We start from the raw sequence: 18,510 nt of genomic DNA, 5'->3' as shown, positions 1-18,510 counted from the left end.
CTCGCCGGGCAACCGCAGGTTCACCAGCCGCCGCAACAGCAGCAGCTTGCGCTAGCGCAAGCCCCGCCTCACCCAGGCTTTGCCGCTGCTCTACTTAAAACTAGATCTTGACTGTTGCTGACACTACAGGTCCAAGCTGGGTCTGAGTCAGCAGGCTAAGCCATCTGCAGCGCCGTGGTAATCGTCCAGGCATCAACCAGCAGCAGCAGCAGGGTAAACCCCAGCAAAATGAAGTACATCCAGGGCTGAGCCAGGGGTTTTACGTCCTGGGTATCGATGCCGGTATAGGTCTCAACAAGCTGCACCAGCTGGGCAAACCCGGCCACCCGCATGGGCAGCAAATAGACCTGCTGATTGGCCCCGACAAAGTAATACACAATGCCTCCCTGCCCCGTCGAACGAGGCTTAAGGGCTTGAGCTTCACGCCACGGCAGCTGCCAGCCGCCGCGAAACAACCAGCGAATCCAGGCCGGGTAGGTAACTCGAATGCCCTGGTCATCTACCTCAACCCGCTGGCCCAGAGCACCGTAAAGGCCAAGGCCACCCAGCCCAATACCTGCCGCCATAAGCTGAGGAGAAACGTCTGACTGCGTCACCTGGGCTAAAAAGGGCAGTGGCCCCATCAGGGCTAAGTACAGCAGCAGCAGCGTCAGGCGAATGAGCGGCGAAATTCGAAAGATCTGGCGATCGCCAGAGGCCAGGGTAGCCGGGGCTAGAGGCGAAAACTCAACCATAACCATCGATACTGTAGTGCGACTGCGACAACCTGAGACAAAAATAATGCGTCCAAAGACGAGGAATAGCGGCTACTTGGCTCAGCGCGATCGCCGATCGCCCTACCCTTGAACACCCGTTTAAGGTAAATACTTCTGCACAACTTGCCAACCCGATAGCCCGGCGGCAGCCAGTCCTAGAGCCAACCCGCTGTTGAGCCCTACGTGTAGCGGACGCGCCCAGGGTCGCTCGGGGGCAATGCGGCTAGCGCTCCAGGCCGAAGCCAGCACCAGCGCCACCACCGACAGCCCAAACAGCAGATGAAAGGAATGGCCTAAACGACCGTATTCCCCCAGGGTGCCAACAATGCCAATGGCAAGCAGCACCAGCACCAGCACCACGATCGCGGTGCCCAGGCCAATGTGCAGAGGCCGCAGCCAGGCCGATCGCTGCTGCTGCTTAGAGCGGGTGTAGTAGAGCACGCCGCCCGTCATAGCCAGCAGTACATAGCCTGTGAGGGTAAGCCCCATAGACCAGGCGGCAATGCGCCATAACCACAAAAATGAAGGTAGGTTCACCGCTCCCCCTAAACTGTCACCATCAGCATTGCCCTGGTGACATTTAGCAGGGGCATAACTAACCCTCGATTGCGATGAAGGCTAACTGCTAAAGCCAGGGTGACTGCGCTATTTCTACAGTCTACTGACTCACAGTTTAATGCCCTTCTAACGCACTGGGCTAACGGCAGGCGAAGCGGCGATTTGCGAAGCAATCCGTTCCGGAATCGCAGGGGCTGGCTCGGCCAGAGGGCTAGCTAGGGGATCACTGGCTCGACTGGCCTCAAGTTCCTCACTTGAGGCCGAGTCAAAACCCGCTGGCTCAGGGGCATCGACCTGCAGGCGATCGCAGGGAATGCTGTCCGATAAAATGGCGCTGGCCATCATGCCGGTATGAATCTCTAGGAGTGCTTTAGGAACGGTCTCAAAAAGCAGTCGCTGCCCCGGAAAAACCACCCGCTCAAAGTACCAATCGGGCACGTTTGTTATGCGAGCAACCTGGATCTTACTGGTGGCATTTACGTAGCAGCAGAGAATTTGGCTCTGCCCGTCGGAGGGAAGGGGATCAAGGATTTGTGCCATTGATGCTTTACGGCAATACTGCAAGAATCACTGGCAAAGCCTAACACTTCGCGATCCCCGACTGTTGTAAAGGCGACTACCAACCCCTACAACACCGTCACTATTCACTACAATCCGACACATTGCTTCAAGCTTTGCAACAGCTCTTGCCTGAGGCCTTTTTCCAGCTGAACCCCGCTAGCATCGGCGCGAGGAGGTATTTGAAGTCTTTGTTCTGCAACCAGCCCCAAAACTTAATTATATCTTTATACCATGGCTAGATATGTCTAAAGACATAGCCAACAAGTTTTGCTGCCGTTCTAGCTCTGGGCTTTGCAGCGGAATGCAGAGGTTCGAAAATCCTTAGCCTCCTCCAGCATAATTTAAGCCTATTTATAGATGCAGTGGTTTGATGGCAGAGATTTGTGGTTTTACCCTATCTAAGCGATAGGACAGTGTTATCGTGAAGATATGTATCAAGCCTGATCAGCATGCCTTTCTCCACCGCTAGCCAGGCCCGTGTGCTCTACGTGCGGCTGCCCTGCAATCCCATCTTTCCCGTTGGGGTAGTCTACCTGGCTGATCATGTCCACAAGCTGTTCCCCGATGTGGAGCAGCGCATTTTCGATCTGGGGGCTGTTCCTCCCCTCGACTATGGGGCGGCCCTCGATCGCTGCATCGACGCCTTTCAGCCCACCCTGCTGGTATTTTCCTGGCGCGATATTCAAATTTTTGCCCCCGTGGGCGGTCGCGGCGGCAACCCGCTGCAAAACGCCTTCGAGTTTTTCTACGCCCGCAACCTGCTCTTAAAAGCCAGGGGTGCGCTGGGCGGCCTGCGTATGGCGACCACCTACCTGGCCGAGCTGTGGCGCAACCAGGGGTTGATCAAGCGCGGTTTTAGGCGCGCCCGGCGCTACCACCCAAACGTGACCACCGTAGTGGGTGGCGGTGCCGTCAGCGTATTTTACGAGCAGCTGCACAACCGCCTGCCCAAGGGCACGATTATTTCTGTGGGCGAGGGGGAAATGCTGCTGGAGCGCATCCTGCGCGGCGAAGATTTTTCTGACCAGCGCTGCTACATCGCTGGAGAAACCACACCCCGCGATCGCCTGATTCACGAAGAGCCGGCCCCGCTGGAAAAAACCGCCTGCAACTACGACTACATTGAGACCATTTGGCCCGAGTTTGACTACTACCTGCAAGATCAAGACTTCTACATTGGCGTGCAGACCAAGCGCGGCTGCCCCCACAACTGCTGCTACTGCGTCTACACCGTCGTGGAGGGCAAGCAGGTGCGCATTAACCCCGCCGATGAGGTGGTGGCCGAAATGCAGCAGCTGTATAAGCGGGGCGTGCGCAACTTCTGGTTTACCGATGCCCAGTTCATTCCGGCCCGCCGATTCATGCAGGATGCCGAGGAGCTGCTGCAAAAAATTCTTGATGCTGGCATGACCGATATTCATTGGGCCGCCTACATTCGCGCCGACAACCTGACGCCCAGGCTGGCTCAGCTGATGGCTGATACCGGCATGAACTACTTCGAAATCGGCATTACCAGCGGCTCACAGGAGCTGGTCCGCAAAATGCGCATGGGCTATAACCTGCGCACGGTGCTGCAAAACTGCAAAGACCTCAAAGCCGCTGGGTTTAACGACCTGGTATCGGTCAACTACTCCTTTAATGTGATCGACGAGCGGCCTGAAACCATTCGCCAGACCCTCGCCTACCACCGGGCGCTAGAGGAGGTGTTTGGCCGTGACAAAGTGGAGCCCGCCATTTTCTTCATTGGCCTGCAGCCCCATACTCACCTAGAAGAGTACGCCTTCGACAAAAAGATTCTCAAGCGCGACTACAACCCCCTCGATATTCACCTGCCCTGGGTGTCGAAGAAGCTGCTGTGGAACCCGGAGCCGCTGGGGTCGTTTTTTGGGGAGGTCTGCCTGGAAGCCTGGCAGCGCAACCCCGATGACTTTGGCCGCGAGGTGATGGATATTCTCGAAGAACGTTTGGGTCGTGCGCCTTTAGAAGAGGCTTTGAGCGCCCCGATTGAGGCTGACCGCCGCCCTCTGGCTGCGTTATCATCCTGATTACCGGAGCTACCGCTAATTAAAACTATAGGGGATTGCAATGCTGGAGGGGTCGATATTAAAGCAGCTGGTGGACGGCCGGGCTGAGCCAGACACCACGCCGCTCAACTATGGGGTGTACTACAAAAACACGCTGGTTGCCCTCTGCCACGCCCTGGAAGACTGCATTTTGACGTCGGGTTCGGCCCCCCTGGTGATTACGGCCTTTCAGCGGGGCAAGTGGTATCTAGAAGAAGCCGATCGCTATAGCGCGATCGCCGACAAAGCTCAGCAAATTGTGATTATGGCCGCTTCAGAGGCGGGTTTTCACGATCACCCCACCAGCCAGCGCGAGAATGTGGCTCTGGTTGATCTGGCCAGCGATGACCCCGTGGCCGAAGAGTGGCACCTGATGATTCTTTCCCCTGACTACACCGCGATGGTGCTGTGTCAGGAGCTGTCGGCAGCAGACTACGGCCCAGCCGGGGTGCCTGAGCACGACCTGGAGCGCAAGTTCTACGGATTTTGGACCTTTGATGCGGCCCTGGTCAGGCAGACGGTCGAGCTGGCGATCGCCCACGTCGGTCACTACGACCCTGCCCTGCAAGCACGGCTGAGCGATCAACTGGCTCTGCTTAAACAGCAGAACCCCTCCCTCCAGGGCGACGAACCTGCCGCCGTCAGCCACACCGTAAGCCAGGTGGTGCACTACCTGCAAAACAGCCGCAACGACCTCAAGGGCAACCTCGCCTTTAGCCTGATCGAAGACCTGGAGCAAAATCTGGTGTCTAACGAGCTCCAGGCCTTCTTGCGAATGGCCCAGCTCGTCGACCTCAGCGACCCGATCAACCCCCTAGCCGCCAGCGAAGTGGTGTCTCTTTTAGAGATGATGGGTCAGCTGCTCGATCTGCCCGCCTGGCAGCTGCAGCGGCTGCGGCTGGCCGGCATGCTGCACCGCATTGCCCCCGCCCCCGACCTGGCCACCCTCTCCAACGACGGGCCTAGCTGTCCGCTGATTCCGGAGGTGCAGGCCCTGCGGCTGATGCCCCGGCTGCGGGCGGTAGCCGCCATTATTGCCCACCAGGGCGAACGCTGGGACGGCAGCGGTTACCCAGCAGGCTTAGCTGGGGACGCGGTACCGCTAGAGTCGCGCATGCTCAGCCTGGTGGCCGAGTTTCAGCGACGGGTAGCCAAAGCTCGCCAAGACCAGGACCCCGACAACATAGTCATTTTGGGTGAAGTTCTGGGCACCTGTCAGGCCGAGGCCGGGGAGCAGTGGGACCCAAAACTGGTTGAGATACTGGGTCTGATGGTAATGGGCCTGCAGCAGGGCATGAGCTTGCCCTCAATACCGACTAAAATTACCCTGGGGTCGGGGCTGCTAAACCCCGATGTCGCTGACCAAACCTCGGTCTTTCCCTCGTCCTCTGAATTGCTCCCTCGATAGCCAATTTTGTAATCGTGACACCTGTGCCCAGCGACTCTGTAGATATTGCCGCCCTGCGATCGGGCAAGCTCCGTCACCTGGCTGGGGCCAATTTAGAAGACGAAGACCTCTCTGGCGCTGATTTGTCAGGCGTTCAGCTGGCTGGAGCCAGTCTAGTGGGCACCGACCTGAGCCGAGCCTCCCTCGCCAAAGCGCACTTGGAAGGAGCCAACCTGATGGGGGCTAGCCTGGTGGGCACCGACCTGCGGGCCAACCTGTGGGGGGCCAACCTGATGCAGTGCGACCTCACCGGAGCCGATCTGCGCGGGGCCAACCTGCGCGGGGCCAATTTGATGGGGGCTCGCCTGAGTGGAGTGAGCCTGGCTGGGGCATTTTTGAGCGGCTGCAATCTGATGGKGYCRNNNTASRGRKGGYRSRYYWGSKKRGRGYTKWSSTNGCGGGGGGCTAACCTCAGCGACACCAACCTCAAGGGGGCCGACCTCTCCCAAACTGACCTGCAGGGGGCGCGGCTGGACAACGCCAATTTAGAAGAAGCCGACCTGCGCCAGGCCAATCTGTCGGGGGCAACGCTGGGCGGGGCCAACCTGCTCTGTGCCGACCTTACGGGTACCCAACTCGACGGCGTTAGCCTCACCGGAGCCTGCCTGATTGGCACTCGCCTAGATACGTAAGCTGACGGGTTGGAGCCAGCCATAGGAGAAAGATCCATGAGCTTTGAGCACAGGCCGAGAATTCTGTTTCTCTACGGTTCGTTGCGCGATCGCTCCTACAGTCGGCTGCTGGCTGAGGAAGCCGCCAGAATAATCGAGGGGTTTGGGGCCGAAACGCGCTTCTTTCATCCCCACGATCTGCCGATTCACGGCAGTATGCCCGATGACCACCCCAAGGTGCAGGAATTGCGTAATTTGGTGACCTGGTCGGAGGGGCAGGTGTGGTCTAGCCCCGAGCTGCACGGCAACATCAGCGGTTTGCTCAAGCACCAAATCGACTGGATTCCTTTGAGTTTGGGCGCAGTGCGGCCCACCCAGGGCAAAACCCTGGCGGTGATGCAGGTGTGCGGCGGGTCGCAATCCTTCAATGCGGTAAATACACTGCGGGTGCTGGGCCGCTGGATGCGGATGTTTACGATTCCTAACCAGTCGTCGGTGCCCAAGGCCTACCAGGAGTTTCACGACGACGGTACGATGAAAGACTCGCCCTACCGCGATCGCGTTGTCGACGTGATGGAAGAACTCTACAAATTCACCCTGCTGCTGCGCGAGCAAGTCGATTACCTGAGCGATCGCTACAGCGAGCGCAAGGCCGAAACCGAGAAACAAGCCAGTGTTATTGTCAGTCAGGCTATCGGCACCTCCCCCCGCGAATCTTGAGAACTTAACACGTCAGTTCGCCAGTGATAAGCTTGCCCAATGACTCTATTCGCCAGCCTGCGCTCAATTGTTGCTTTGCCCTTGGGAGCTGTGGTGCTTGGCCTTGCCTTCGCCTGTCAGGCGGTGCCCCCGGCAGGCAGCAGCGCCAGCGACAAAATTGCCTTCGATCTGAGCACTCTCGATGAAAATGGCCTCTACGGCCCGCCCGATGGCAAGCGATCGCTCGACTATGAGTTCTGCATTCCAGTGGGCGACGCCTATGCCCAGGCCGTCGGGGCGATCGACCCTTCGGTACAGTTATTTCCCCAGAGTCGGGGGCGCATTGGCTGCGGCGAGGGTGAGGTGCTAGCGATCGGCCACACCAATCAGGCTAACTACGACACCATTTTGATCGAGCTGGCCCACCTCGACTACATCGAGCGCATCCAGCCGGTGGACTGGGAGTAAAGATTCACATTGTTTAATTTCTAAACAGCCCGCTGGCATCCGAGGAGTTACGGGTCTCGAAGCGCCATACACTAGGAAGAATTAGTCAGCGCAGCTATGGCGCTGTGGGTGTTTTGGGGTTTCAAGCGTGAGGTCAATGAAGTTTCGCTCCTTTGTTCGTCCCCTCGCCATCGCCGCTGGGCTGGTGCTGGTGCTGGGTGTGGCTCTGCTGGGTCGCCTCACCCTCAATACCCCGCTGTACCTGATTGAGCGCGGCGGTCAGGCCCAGCCGCTGGCGCTACAGTTTGTGCCCAAGCAGTCAACGGTGGTGGCCTCGGTGCTGGTGCGCCCCGATCGCCTCGCCGATCTGTGGGACTATTTAGCCGCCCCCCGCCTGCGCCAGGAGACACGCCGCGATCAGGAGCTGATTGAGCAGGCGCTGTTGGCCAACACCGGCCTCAGCTACAGCCGCGACATTCAGCCCTGGCTGGGGGAAGAGGTGACCGCCGCCCTGATCACTCCTGACCTCGACCAGGATGCTGCCAACGGTGCAACGCCCGGTTACCTGGTGGCCCTAGCCTGTAACGACAGCGCGGCGGCCCAGGCCGCGTTGGAACTGTACTGGCAAAATCGCGCGATCGCAGGCGATGCCCTCACCTTTGAAGACTTTTCGGGCAACCGGCTGATCTATGCCCAGCGAGGCGCACAGCGGTTCTCCAGCGAAGATACGGCCCAGCTGGCTACAACCCTGGTGGCCAACCGCTACGTGCTGGCGGCCAACCATCCCGACGTACTGCGCCAGGCCCTGACCGCCGCCCAGTCCAGCGATCTCAACCTCCAGGCCGATCGCCGCTACAAAACCGTCCTGAAAGAGCTGCCCCAGGCCCGCGTCGCGCTGCTGGCCCTCAACCTACCCGCCGTCAATCACTGGCTGCACCCCGATCGAGACGCAGCCATCAGCCTGAACCCGCTGGAGACCGCCGACGATGAGGTGGGCTGGGGGCTGATGTCGTGGCAGCTCACCCGCCAGGGGTTGGTGGGCCATACGGCCCTGCTGGCGGAGCAGGGACACCGGCTACATCCTCAGCAGGCCACCACAGCGGCAGATTGGCAGGCGATCGCGCCCTACCTGCCAGACTCTCTGGCGGTGACGGCGGTAGGGTCTGACTTGACGGCCTTGGGCCAGCGCTTGAAGCCACTGCTGGCGCTGACCTCCCCAGCAGGCGAGTCCCCCCTAGCTGCGGCGCTCGACAAAGCTTTAGGAGCGGGGGCGGCAGCGCTGTTGCAGACCGGCATCGATCGCGCCTACGGGGTAGGGCTGGCGGCAGCGGCTTCTGACTGGCTGGTGGTAGCACCCCAGAGTGCGACGCTGAGCAAAACCCTAAATGATCTAACCGAGCTGGCACGGCAGCAGGGGTTGGGCGTGGGGTCTCTAGATTTGAGGGGCACTCCGGCGATCGCGTGGACTCGCCTGGCCCTACCCCAACGGGGTACACAGCCCTTGCAGGTGGTGGCGGAGGTGGCCGGGCTGCAGGCCCAGGTAGACCAGTACGAGGTGCTGGCGGCCTCTCCCGCCACGCTGGATGCCGTTATTCACCCCAGCGCCCCCCGGCAGCAGCCGGCCTGGTGGCAGCAGGTGGCGCAGATTTCTGGCCCCAGTACTGGCTACGTGCACATCGATTGGTCTCAGGTGCAGGCTGGGTTGGTCGCCCAGCTGCCCCAGTGGCGACTGTGGGGCACCGTGGCCCAGCCCGCGCTCAGGCACCTAAAACAGGTTACGCTGGTCAGCGGCGATCGCAGCGACTCAGTGCAGACCGGCAGCGTTTTGGTTCAGCTCAGCAACCAGTGATGGCTATGGCAGATCTGGCGGAGACAGGCATGGATTTTGCATCCGGTGATTTTGATATTGCGCCCCTACTCGTTGCCCACCTGGCGGGTACCCCCCTCAATGCGGCCCAGCTGCAGCAGCTGCTGGACTGGGAGTGGGCCGATCCCCAGCGGGCTGCCGCCTGGGGCATCACGCCTGAGCATGGCGTTGCTCAACTACAGGAGCGCTTAGCCTGGCTGCAGGCCGTGCAGCCCCACCACCGCTCTCTGCCCCTGCCGCCCGCCCCCATGGAGCAGTACCTGAACCTGTACTGGCGACTGTGGCTGCCCCTGGCGATTACCCTCAAGCAGGCCCGCGACCAGCTCAATGCCCCCCTCATTCAGGGAGTATTGGGGGGACAGGGCACCGGCAAAACCACCCTCACCCTGATTTTGCGGCAGCTGTTGGGGGTGATGGGCTATAGGGCGGTTGGGCTTTCTATCGACGACCTCTACAAAACCTATCGCGATCGCCAGCAGCTGATTCAAGCCGATCCACGCCTGCGGTGGCGGGGGCCGCCGGGTACCCACGATATCGACCTGGGGTTGGCTACAGTGGCCCACATTCGCTCGGCCCAAGCAGGCGAAGCCGTTGCCCTGCCCCGCTTTGATAAATCTCTGCACGGTGGCGAAGGCGATCGCACCGACCCCGAGTGGGTGCAAGATGTCGACATTTTGCTGTTTGAGGGCTGGTTTTTGGGCGCGCGACCCACAGACCCCGCTCAATTTGACCAGGCACCAGAGCCGATTTCTACCGAGGCAGACCGCCAGTTTGCCCGCGATATGAACGCTCAGCTAGCCACCTACCTGCCCCTGTGGGAGTGCCTCGATCGCCTGATGGTGCTCTGCCCGGCCGACTACCGCATCAGTAAGCAGTGGCGCAAAGACGCCGAGCACCAGATGAAGGCCCAGGGCAAGGCGGGTATGAGCGACGCCACTATTGATGAATTTGTTGAGTATTTTTGGCGGGCGCTGCATCCAGAGCTGTTCATTGCCCCCCTCAAGCAGGACGGCGAACACGTTAACCTGGTAGTAGAAATTGACCGCGATCGCACTCCCAGAGCAATTTATTCTCCGGCTTTAGCTATGGCTGAGGTGTAGAGATAGGGGTTAACTGTTAAGCAAGTGCTGTTGAGCAAGTTTTTAGTTTAGGATAGCGACTTTTATTATGAGTGCTAACGTTCAAGTTATCGAACCTACTGGTATTTTAGACAGCACCAAAGCCGAAGAATTTCGCCAGTCGGTCGAAGACCTGCTGCAAAACGGAGCCGAAGTTATTTTAGTTGACCTTAAAGATATTACCTTCATCGATAGCTCGGGTCTGGGCACGCTGGTCGTGCTGCTCAAGAAAATTCGAGGGTTAGATCGCACCCTTTGCATTTGCTCCATGAATGACCAGGTGAGAATGCTATTTGAACTCACCAGCATGGATCGTGTCTTTGAAATTTACGCAGATCGGCAGGCCTTCGAAGCAGCCAAGCTCACAGTGTCCTAGGGGCTGTCATCAATTAGCTGCTGAATGCCTGCAAATCAAGGATGACAGCCCTAGTTTTTTTGGGGTCGGGCTTGGCAAGGCTTGGGACATAAGGTTTCTGGCCAGAGTTGATGGCACGCCCTAAGGCATCCTTGGGCATCCAGCACGACTGGCGTTTAGAGAGCAAGATCTCATACCAATCGTCCATGCCGCTAGCGCGGCACCCCCAATGATAAAAACAGCCATAGCCGGTCCCTGAGCGAAGTCGTTGGTGAAGCCGCCCCAAAGGGGCTAGGGATGGCTATTTATAGAGCAAATCCTATCTGGTCACACCCGGTTTGTAGGGGCATTGCAGTGCAATGTCCCTACGAGATCCCTATTTTGAATCAGGGTTTCTCAATGCAGATTTCGTATCAGACTTCAGAAATTATCCCAATCGCCTATGCCGCTAACACGGCACCTCCAACAACAATAGCCACAGCCGTTTTCTAAGCCAAGTCGTTGACGAAGCCGCCCCAAAGGGGCCAGGGAATGGGGTAGCGCTAGTCAAGGCTGACCATCATCAGCGACATATCGTCGCTGGCAATTTCCCCTGCCTGGCGCTTGATCACCGCATCGAGAATGTGGTCGACGCTTTTTTCGCGCTTGGCCAAGGCCAGCAGATCGACAAAGGCATCGAGGCCGAGGTACTGCTGATTTTGTTGCAACACCTCGTAGAGGCCGTCGCTAAACAGGTAGAGGCTGCTGTTGGGGGGCAACTGACAGCGCTGCCACTGATATTTGGCATCGGGCAGCATACCCACGGGCATGCCGGGGGTACGCAGGCGGGTGGTGGTCACCTGCTGGTCGGCATCGATGGACACCAGCACCGCCGGGGGGTGGCCCGCGCTGGCGTAGAGCAGCTGGCGGTTGGCGCAGTTGAGCACGCCGTACCAGATGGTGAAATATTTTTGGTTTTGGTCGCTCATCTGAAAGGTTTCGTTGAGCGCTCGCAGTACTTTTTCGGGTCGGTAGAAGCTTACATCGGGCAGCGACTGCGATCGCAGCACATTCAGCACCGAGGTGGACAGCAGCGCCGACCCCAGCCCGTGCCCCGACACATCGAGCAGGTACACCACCAGGTAGTCGGGGTCGAGCCAGTAGTAGTCGTAGCAGTCGCCACCGAGCTGCTGAGAGGGCAAAAACCGCGACTGAATTGGCACCCGACCGGTTTGATCGTTGGGCAGCAGCGATCGCACGTAGCCTTCGGCCTCGGCCATTTCGGCCTCCATGCGCTGCTTTTGCTGGCGCAGGTCTTGGGTCAGCTGGTAGATGCGCAACCCCGCCCGCACCCGCGCATTGAGTTCGTTGATGTCGACCGGCTTCGAGAGCAGATCGTCGGCCCCCATTTCCAACCCCTTGACCCGATCGGCGGTGCTGTAGCGAGCCGTCAGCAGCAGCAGCGAGGTAATTGAGAGCACCGGATGGTGCTTGAGCGCCTGACAAATCGCCAGCCCACCAATGTCGCCCGGAATATTCCAGTCGCAGATAATTACCCCCGGCAGCAGCTTTTCGGCCAGGGTTAGCCCCTCGGCTCCGCTGCGGGCAGTGGTCACGCTATAGCCCTGCTGTTTGAGGGCACTGACCAAAAACTGCTCCGTAGCGGCATCGTGCTCAATGATGAGGATGTCGATCATGCTGCGCTTTGGATCAAAGGGTTAACCGTAAAACCGCGAGTACATAGAGAGGCAGATGGCGGGGAAATGGGCACAGGGTTTTGATAACCAACCCTGCGATCGCCAGTGAGCGGTATACACAGGTTTAGCGTAACCCTAAACCACGTCGTCAAGGAGCTTCATGAAGATCCTACGCGACTGTGCGGCAGGAACCCTCCCGCACCACCAGAAGAGCCCTGGAATTACAGCTGCCCTCGACCAGCTGAGGACAGCCCTGGCCAGCCAGGCAACTTTTTATGAAAGGTACAGTGAGCTACTGTGATCTCCGTGGGACTCTGTAAGCATAGTCAAGCCTGAACCGCTAGGTCGACCTTTATGGACACTCTGGTTATGGACGCTCCTGTGATGGATACGGTGGCTTGCCCGTTGCCCACAAGCTGCGTGGTACCCGTTTTCAAATCGCCTAAAGACTATCAGGCCTACCGCATCAGCCCTGGTGACTCCAACCGTTTGGCCCTGGTGTTTGACCCCACCATTGCCGATATGTCGCTTACCTACTGCGTTGAGATTTTTGACGTCGGCGGCAAAACGCCTCCCAACCGCCACCAGGTCGCCGTCGAAATGTTCTTTGTGCTCAAGGGTGAAGGCTGCGCCACCTGCGACGGCAAAACCGTGGCCATTCAGGCGGGTGACAGCATTTTGGTGCCCCCCAACGGCATCCACGTCGTCGAAAATACTGGCCCCTCCCGGCTTTATACCCTGTGCATTATGGTGCCAAACGAAGACTTCGCGGAGCTGATTCGCAGCGGCACCCCGGTCGAGCTTGACGACGAAGACCTGGCCGTGCTGGGTCGACACGACGCTCGCCACCCCCTATCCCTCGCCTCGTAGGGTGGGCACTGCCCACCAGTCCCCCATCACACGCCATCAACCCTTGCCCACATCCCCCCTCGGTCCCTACACCGTTGCACCCAAGCAGACGCTAAGGCTAGACTTGCCCCCCCTCTCTGCTCAATCAGGCGGATCGACCGAGGTTCAAAGCGCTGCCGCCGTTTACCTCGACGCCGATGTGTACTATCCAGTGGGGGAGGGGCTATTTCCGGTACTGCTAATGCGGCAGCCCTACGGACGCGCGATCGCCTCAACAGTGGTCTATGCCCATCCCACCTGGTACGCCAGCCACGGCTACATCGTGGTAATTCAGGACGTGCGAGGGCGGGGCACCTCTAGCGGCGAATTTGACCTGTTTCGCCACGAGGCCAGCGACGGCTACGCCACGGTGCAGTGGGCCGCCGCCCTGCCCCAGAGCAGTGGGGCAGTGGGCATGTACGGCTTTTCGTACCAGGGCATGACCCAGCTCTACGCGGCGACTCAGAAACCGCCTGCGCTAAAAGCGATCGCCCCTGCCATGGTGGGCTACGACCTCTACGCCGACTGGGCCTACGAAAACGGTGCCCTACCCCTGCAAATTGGGCTGGGCTGGGCGCTCCAGCTCGCCGCCGAAACCGCCCGACTTCAGCAGAATACCGTTGCCTACCAGGCCCTACACCAGGCTGCCCACGCCCTGCCCCTGAACGAGGCGATCGCCGCCCGGCCCCAGGTGCTCAAGACCTGTGCTCCCGACTCGTTTTTTCACCAGTGGCTCGACCACCCAAGGCCCGACACCTACTGGCAAGAGCTACAGCCCGACTTAACCGGGGTGGAGTTGCCCATGCTGCACATCGGCGGCTGGTACGACCCTTACCTGCGCGGCGACCTAAGGCTGTATCAGCAGATGGTGGCGCAAAGCAAAGCCCCTCAAGCCCTGTGGATTGGTCCCTGGGGACACCTGCCCTGGGGTCGCCGGGTGGGGGCCGTCGATTTTGGTCCCGAGGCTGATAGCGCGATCGATCGCCTCCAGATTAGCTGGTTTGACCGTTTTCTAAAGGACCAGCCCACCGCAACTTTCCCAGCTCAGCCGATTCAGCTATTTGTGATGGGGGCAAACCAGTGGCAGGGGCGCGATCGCTGGCCCACTGACCCAGGCCAACCCCTTTACCTCACCAGTACCGGCCTGGCCGGACTGCGCTGGGACGACGGCCATCTCATCCCTGATCTACCCCAGCCCGAGCTATCCCAAGCAAAAAGCTGGCCCCAGCCTCAAGATGTCATTGTGCACGACCCCTGGCGACCGGTGCCCTCCCTGGGGGGCCACTGCGGCCTGCCCCCCGGCCCCTACGATCGATCGACCCTTGACAGCCGCACCGACGTACTTACCTACACGACCGCACCCCTACCCGAGGGGTTGACGCTGATTGGCACCCCCATCGCCCGTCTCTACTGCCAGGCCGATGCCCCTAGCTTCGACCTCAGCGTGGTGCTGTCTGAGGTGCACGCCGACGGCAGAGTGATAAATCTCACCCAGGGCCACTGCCGCGTCGATCGCCCCGATTCGTCCGATCTCAATCCCCAAGTCACGCTGCCCCTACAGCCCACCGCCTGCACCCTGGCCGCTGGCCATCGACTGCGGCTGAGCGTGGCAGCGGCCTGCTTTCCGGCCTATGCGGTCAACAGCGGCACTGGGGCTAGCTACGGCGATTGCCCACAGATTGACCATCGCGTGATCACCCTTACGATTGCCCACGGAGCCCAATACCCCTCCTACATCCAACTGCCGAGGGATGCAAAGGCAGAGCGCGATCGCTAATCTTGATAGATGGCGCGATCGCCACGCCAGGGATAGCCAGAGGAAAAACCTTCACCAACCCACCAAAGGGAGCGTTGCGACAAAAACGTAAAGAATAAAAAAATCGGCTCCCTAGGGAAGCCGACTCAGGTGATACTAAATATCTAACGTTGTTCTCTCAATCTGGAAGAAACCACCAAACATTTAGCGCTTTTGGCAGCGCTGGAGACTGGCTAGTTTTCCCGTGGAGGGCTCTCATCTCCTCCGTTTTCCATTGTAACAACAATTACAGATTTTCTTTAACACAATCTCTACTAGTTGTGTGTTGATTCGATAACTTAAGCTGATGAGCAAACGTACTCAGTAGTTTCTCGGATGCCTCAGCAAACGCCTGGTCCGCCCTGAGATTCTGACAGAACTTGCTTAGGCCAAGTCTTTAGGCCGCAAGACACCCCCGAGATACCCTTTCGGCATTCAGCATTGCTGCCGATCATACCAACGACAGCGCCTTGCTTAAACCAACTCCAGGGGCTGAGTTGCCTGCGTCTGTTCTACCCGGCGAGGCTGTCCCCAGATCACCGTTTCGTGCTTGTAAATCACCATGCCGGGGCGCGCGCCCTTGGGCTTGTAAACGTGCCGGGGCTGAGTATAGATGACAGGCACCTGGTCGGCCTGGCGGGCACGGCTGAAGTAGGCCGTCAGGTCAGCGACGTAGTGCAGATCGCGATCGCTCGGTGCCTGCCCCGCTTCCAGCCGCAGCAGCACGTGGCTACCCGGAATTTCTTGGGTGTGAAACCAGAGGTCGTAGTCGGTGGCTACGGTAGAGATGAGCAGGTCGTTCTGGCGGTTGTTGCGGCCCACCAGCACGGGCAGACCGTCGGGCGTTTGAAGCTGACGAAAACCCTCATCACTCGCCTTGCGCTCACTGGGGCGATAGTCGGGCGAGGCCAAATAGCCCTGCTGAATGAGCTCATTGCGAATGTCAATCAGCGCCTCCAAATCGGCTGGCTCATCGTAGGTAGGAATCTGGCTCAGGGCCGCCTCCACCTGCTCTAGATAGGCCAATTCTGCCTGTACCTCCCGCAGTAGCGGCACCACGGCATCCTTGGCGCGCTTTAGCTTTTGGTGCTGCTTGTAGTGGCGCTGGGCCTGCTGAATGGCGGTTTTGTCAGGGTCAATGGCCAGGATAATGGGCTCACCCGTCTCAAAATCATCCACCGCAAGCTGGGTTACCCCAGGCTGCCATTGGTAGCTGTAGGTCATTAGTAGATCAGCCTGCTGGCGGTACTGGTCGGCCTGGGCCGACTGGTCGAGGCGCTGCTCAAAGGTGCTAGCCTTTTGCCGCAGTTTGTCGAGCACGCCCCTGAGCTTTTGTTGAATTTGGTTTTGAATGCGATCGAACTGCTGCAGGCTAAGCTTGCGGCGGTAGTACTGATTCAGCAGGGTGTGCAGGTCTGCGACAGGGGCCACCCCCTCCCAGTCAAGCACCGTATACCCCCCATCGGCCCAGCCGGGGAAAAACTCCCCCTTCTCCAAACAGAGCAGCCAGCGCTGCCACACCTCAAACAGACGATTCCAGTCAGTCTGGGTAAGGCTATCGGCAGGCTGATCGGGGGCGAGGTGGGCGGCGGTTAGCAGCGATCGCACCAGCGAAGAGCTTAGCCCCCCGTAGCTCTGCATCAGCATTTTTTTGAGCGTGCTTGGCACCAGCGTCACCCGCTCCTGCCAAGATTCCTGAGATTCTTCTCGGCTCGGCAATGTGTTCATAATGGCCGGGGGCAGCACGTAGGGGTCGCCCGTTTGAATCGGCCGCACCCGCGACTGCTGATCGCTTACCTGGTGCGCCGCCGTCACGATCTGGTTTTGGGCGTTCGCCAAAATCACGTTGCTGTATTTGCCCATAATTTCGACATACAGGTGCCACTGGGGCGGGTCGCCAGGGCGAGGGCCAAACTGCAAATCGATCGCGCGCTCCCAGGGGGCCACAGGCGTGATCGCAACCAGGGCCAGCTGGTTGAGCTGGTGCTTGAGCTGCTGACTAAAGGTAAAGGTGTCTTGCCCCTTGGGGGGAGCATCGCCCAGGTGCAGCCTCGCCGCCTGCGGGTGCCACGAAATCGTCAGCCAACCCCGGCGATCGAGGGTGCGCAAGGCCAGGGCCAGGGTGGTGGTATCGAGCTGCACCACCGTCTCGCAGCGAGCGGGTACCCAGTCGGCCCGCAGGCTGTGGCACAGAGCCATCAAAGTCGTAAAGTCAACGGGCTGCACAGTAGCACTCTCCAGGCGAGACAAATAGGGAAGGTAGGGCGATCTCTGGCTAAACTACGTCTGAATCTATGTCTATAGACATAGGAGGATAAGCGGTTTAAAGCGCCAAGAACTTCCGAGCGAGGGTTCTTGGGGCCGAGAGATGTAGCCCAAGGTACGAAAACGCCAAAAAACTGAAGTTTCGCCTGAAATTAACCCTCAGCACTAAAGGGATTCGTTAGTATGGCAGATAAGGTGATTTGGGCCTGATCTCGGCTCAAATGCAGCGCCTTGTGCCAAAAAAGCCTTGGGTTTTCTGGCCGGTCGGGGCTAGTCCTGGCGTCAGTACCAGAATCTCCCGTTATCGCTCCTTTTATATTATGGACATCAAGCTGATCAATATTGGCTTTGGCAACATCGTATCGGCCAATCGGGTGATTGCCATCGTTAGCCCCGAGTCTGCCCCCATCAAACGCATCATCTCCGACGCCCGTGAACGAGGGCAGCTAGTCGATGCCACCTATGGTCGCCGCACGCGCGCCGTCATTATCACCGACTCAGGCCACACCATTTTGTCGGCCATTCAACCCGAAACCGTGGCCCACCGTTTCGTCAGCGGCAAGGATAGCGACGGTAAGGCGTAGGTAGAGTGGGTGGATAAATGTTGATCCAAAAACCGTGAACAAGCGATCTGGTAGCTCGTCAAAAGACTTGATGTACCGTAGGGCGGGCATTGCCCACCAGCCTAGAATCCATGTATTTAGATAGGCTCTAGGTGGGTAGTAGCCTCAATCAGTTCAACAAACGCCCATGATTGCTGTACTGGACAAAGCCCCCATCACCTTTGACGAATTTGTGGAGTGGTATCCAGAAAATTCGGAGTATCGCTACGAACTGCGGCGGGGGGTGGTGATCGAGACGCCCAAACCAAGGGGAAAGTACTCTAAGCTAGCGGGCGATTTGGCTTTTGAACTGGGTGCGGCCATCCGCAGCGCTAACCGCTCCAGTTTCATTCCCAAAGAATGTGTGATTAAACTCTCGAACGACATCGGCTATGAACCAGATATTGTCGTTTTAGATGAAACGGCGATCGCCGACGAGCCCCGCTGGGAGCGAGAATCGGTAATTACTCGGGGCCAGTCGATCAAGCTGGTGGTGGAAGTCGTGTCTACCAACTGGCGGGACGACTATCTGCTCAAGCTAGCCGATTACGAAGCCTTTGGCATTCAGGAATACTGGATTGTAGATTACCTGGGGCTGGGCGGACGGCGCTATAATGGCTCGCCGAAGCAACCTACCTTTACCCTTTGCCACTTAGTAGACGGGGAGTTTGAGCTACAGCAGTTTCGAGGTAGCCAATCCATCGTTTCCCCCACATTTCCGGGATTGTTGCTGACCGTAGACTAGGTATTTGGTTAGGGCTGCTATGGATTAGGACGGTTAGGGTGTGTCATCGCGCCGCGTG

General features: G+C 58.9%; 16 protein-coding genes and 1 pseudogene. 12 read left to right on the top strand and 5 right to left on the bottom strand.

The window, feature by feature from the left end; translation table 11 throughout:
• Nucleotides 1–155: 155 nt before the first annotated feature.
• The 3 genes from IQ265_RS02185 to IQ265_RS02175 all read right to left on the bottom strand — a co-directional run bounded on the left by IQ265_RS02185 (nucleotide 156) and on the right by IQ265_RS02175 (nucleotide 1,853).
• On the bottom strand, nucleotides 156–734 hold the full coding sequence (locus tag IQ265_RS02185; protein ID WP_194050554.1) for a hypothetical protein: 579 nt from the start codon (nucleotides 732–734) through the stop codon (nucleotides 156–158).
• Nucleotides 735–854: 120 nt separating this feature from the next.
• Nucleotides 855–1,292, bottom strand: a complete 438-nt coding sequence (locus IQ265_RS02180; protein WP_194050553.1) for a DUF4079 domain-containing protein — start codon at nucleotides 1,290–1,292, stop codon at nucleotides 855–857.
• A gap of 147 nt (nucleotides 1,293–1,439) precedes the next feature.
• On the bottom strand, nucleotides 1,440–1,853 hold the full coding sequence (locus tag IQ265_RS02175) for a DUF1830 domain-containing protein (RefSeq protein WP_194050552.1): 414 nt from the start codon (nucleotides 1,851–1,853) through the stop codon (nucleotides 1,440–1,442).
• Nucleotides 1,854–2,323: 470 nt separating this feature from the next.
• Between IQ265_RS02175 and IQ265_RS02170 the strand changes: the two genes are divergently transcribed.
• The 8 genes and pseudogenes from IQ265_RS02170 to IQ265_RS02135 all read left to right on the top strand — a co-directional run bounded on the left by IQ265_RS02170 (nucleotide 2,324) and on the right by IQ265_RS02135 (nucleotide 10,502).
• On the top strand, nucleotides 2,324–3,919 hold the full coding sequence (locus tag IQ265_RS02170) for a photosystem II high light acclimation radical SAM protein (protein ID WP_194050551.1): 1,596 nt from the start codon (nucleotides 2,324–2,326) through the stop codon (nucleotides 3,917–3,919).
• Nucleotides 3,920–3,959: 40 nt separating this feature from the next.
• A complete protein-coding gene (locus IQ265_RS02165; RefSeq protein ID WP_194050550.1) occupies nucleotides 3,960–5,345 on the top strand; it encodes a DICT sensory domain-containing protein in 1,386 nt (461 codons plus the stop codon).
• Between the two features lie 14 nt (nucleotides 5,346–5,359).
• Nucleotides 5,360–6,016 (top strand): annotated as a pseudogene (locus IQ265_RS02160) (pentapeptide repeat-containing protein).
• A 36-nt stretch (nucleotides 6,017–6,052) separates the two neighbouring features.
• Nucleotides 6,053–6,715, top strand: coding sequence for an arsenical resistance protein ArsH (gene arsH, locus IQ265_RS02155; RefSeq protein ID WP_194050549.1), 663 nt, complete (start codon nucleotides 6,053–6,055; stop codon nucleotides 6,713–6,715).
• Nucleotides 6,716–6,754: 39 nt separating this feature from the next.
• Complete coding sequence (locus tag IQ265_RS02150; RefSeq protein ID WP_228037468.1) at nucleotides 6,755–7,162, top strand: hypothetical protein; 408 nt, start codon at nucleotides 6,755–6,757, stop codon at nucleotides 7,160–7,162.
• Nucleotides 7,163–7,298: 136 nt separating this feature from the next.
• Nucleotides 7,299–8,990 carry a DUF3352 domain-containing protein gene (locus IQ265_RS02145; protein WP_194050548.1) on the top strand — a complete coding sequence of 564 codons (1,692 nt, stop codon included), beginning with the start codon at nucleotides 7,299–7,301 and terminating at the stop codon, nucleotides 8,988–8,990.
• A gap of 29 nt (nucleotides 8,991–9,019) precedes the next feature.
• Nucleotides 9,020–10,108 (top strand): glycerate kinase, encoded by a 1,089-nt coding sequence (locus IQ265_RS02140; RefSeq protein ID WP_194050547.1) that lies wholly within the window; start codon nucleotides 9,020–9,022, stop codon nucleotides 10,106–10,108.
• A 67-nt stretch (nucleotides 10,109–10,175) separates the two neighbouring features.
• Nucleotides 10,176–10,502, top strand: a complete 327-nt coding sequence (locus tag IQ265_RS02135) for an STAS domain-containing protein (protein ID WP_194050546.1) — start codon at nucleotides 10,176–10,178, stop codon at nucleotides 10,500–10,502.
• 521 nt (nucleotides 10,503–11,023) lie between these two features.
• Here IQ265_RS02135 and IQ265_RS02130 read toward each other — a convergent pair.
• Nucleotides 11,024–12,157: a SpoIIE family protein phosphatase gene (locus tag IQ265_RS02130; protein ID WP_194050545.1), complete on the bottom strand. Its 1,134-nt coding sequence runs from the start codon at nucleotides 12,155–12,157 to the stop codon at nucleotides 11,024–11,026.
• 405 nt (nucleotides 12,158–12,562) lie between these two features.
• On the opposite strand from IQ265_RS02130, the gene IQ265_RS02125 reads away from it, so the two are divergent.
• Together IQ265_RS02125 and IQ265_RS02120 are read left to right on the top strand one after the other, a co-directional pair.
• The gene (locus tag IQ265_RS02125; RefSeq protein ID WP_194050634.1) at nucleotides 12,563–13,027 is read left to right on the top strand and encodes a cupin domain-containing protein; all 465 of its coding nucleotides are present in this window, start codon (nucleotides 12,563–12,565) and stop codon (nucleotides 13,025–13,027) included.
• Nucleotides 13,028–13,070: 43 nt separating this feature from the next.
• Entirely contained in the window at nucleotides 13,071–14,822 is a 1,752-nt protein-coding gene (locus IQ265_RS02120) for a CocE/NonD family hydrolase (RefSeq protein WP_228037467.1), read from the top strand.
• A gap of 492 nt (nucleotides 14,823–15,314) precedes the next feature.
• Here the strand turns inward: IQ265_RS02120 and IQ265_RS02115 are convergent, their stop codons facing one another.
• On the bottom strand, nucleotides 15,315–17,066 hold the full coding sequence (locus tag IQ265_RS02115; RefSeq protein ID WP_194050544.1) for an NFACT RNA binding domain-containing protein: 1,752 nt from the start codon (nucleotides 17,064–17,066) through the stop codon (nucleotides 15,315–15,317).
• 359 nt (nucleotides 17,067–17,425) lie between these two features.
• Here IQ265_RS02115 and IQ265_RS02110 point away from each other — a divergent pair, with 359 nt between their 5' ends.
• Together IQ265_RS02110 and IQ265_RS02105 are read left to right on the top strand one after the other, a co-directional pair.
• Nucleotides 17,426–17,689: a DUF370 domain-containing protein gene (locus IQ265_RS02110; RefSeq protein WP_017298145.1), complete on the top strand. Its 264-nt coding sequence runs from the start codon at nucleotides 17,426–17,428 to the stop codon at nucleotides 17,687–17,689.
• A 166-nt stretch (nucleotides 17,690–17,855) separates the two neighbouring features.
• On the top strand, nucleotides 17,856–18,452 hold the full coding sequence (locus IQ265_RS02105) for a Uma2 family endonuclease (RefSeq protein ID WP_194050543.1): 597 nt from the start codon (nucleotides 17,856–17,858) through the stop codon (nucleotides 18,450–18,452).
• Nucleotides 18,453–18,510: the final 58 nt, after the last annotated feature.

Origin of the sequence: Nodosilinea sp. LEGE 06152, from assembly GCF_015207525.1 — a bacterium.
In the GTDB taxonomy this organism is placed as follows: domain Bacteria; phylum Cyanobacteriota; class Cyanobacteriia; order Phormidesmidales; family Phormidesmidaceae; genus Nodosilinea.
This window is presented reverse-complemented; position numbering and strand designations above follow the sequence as displayed.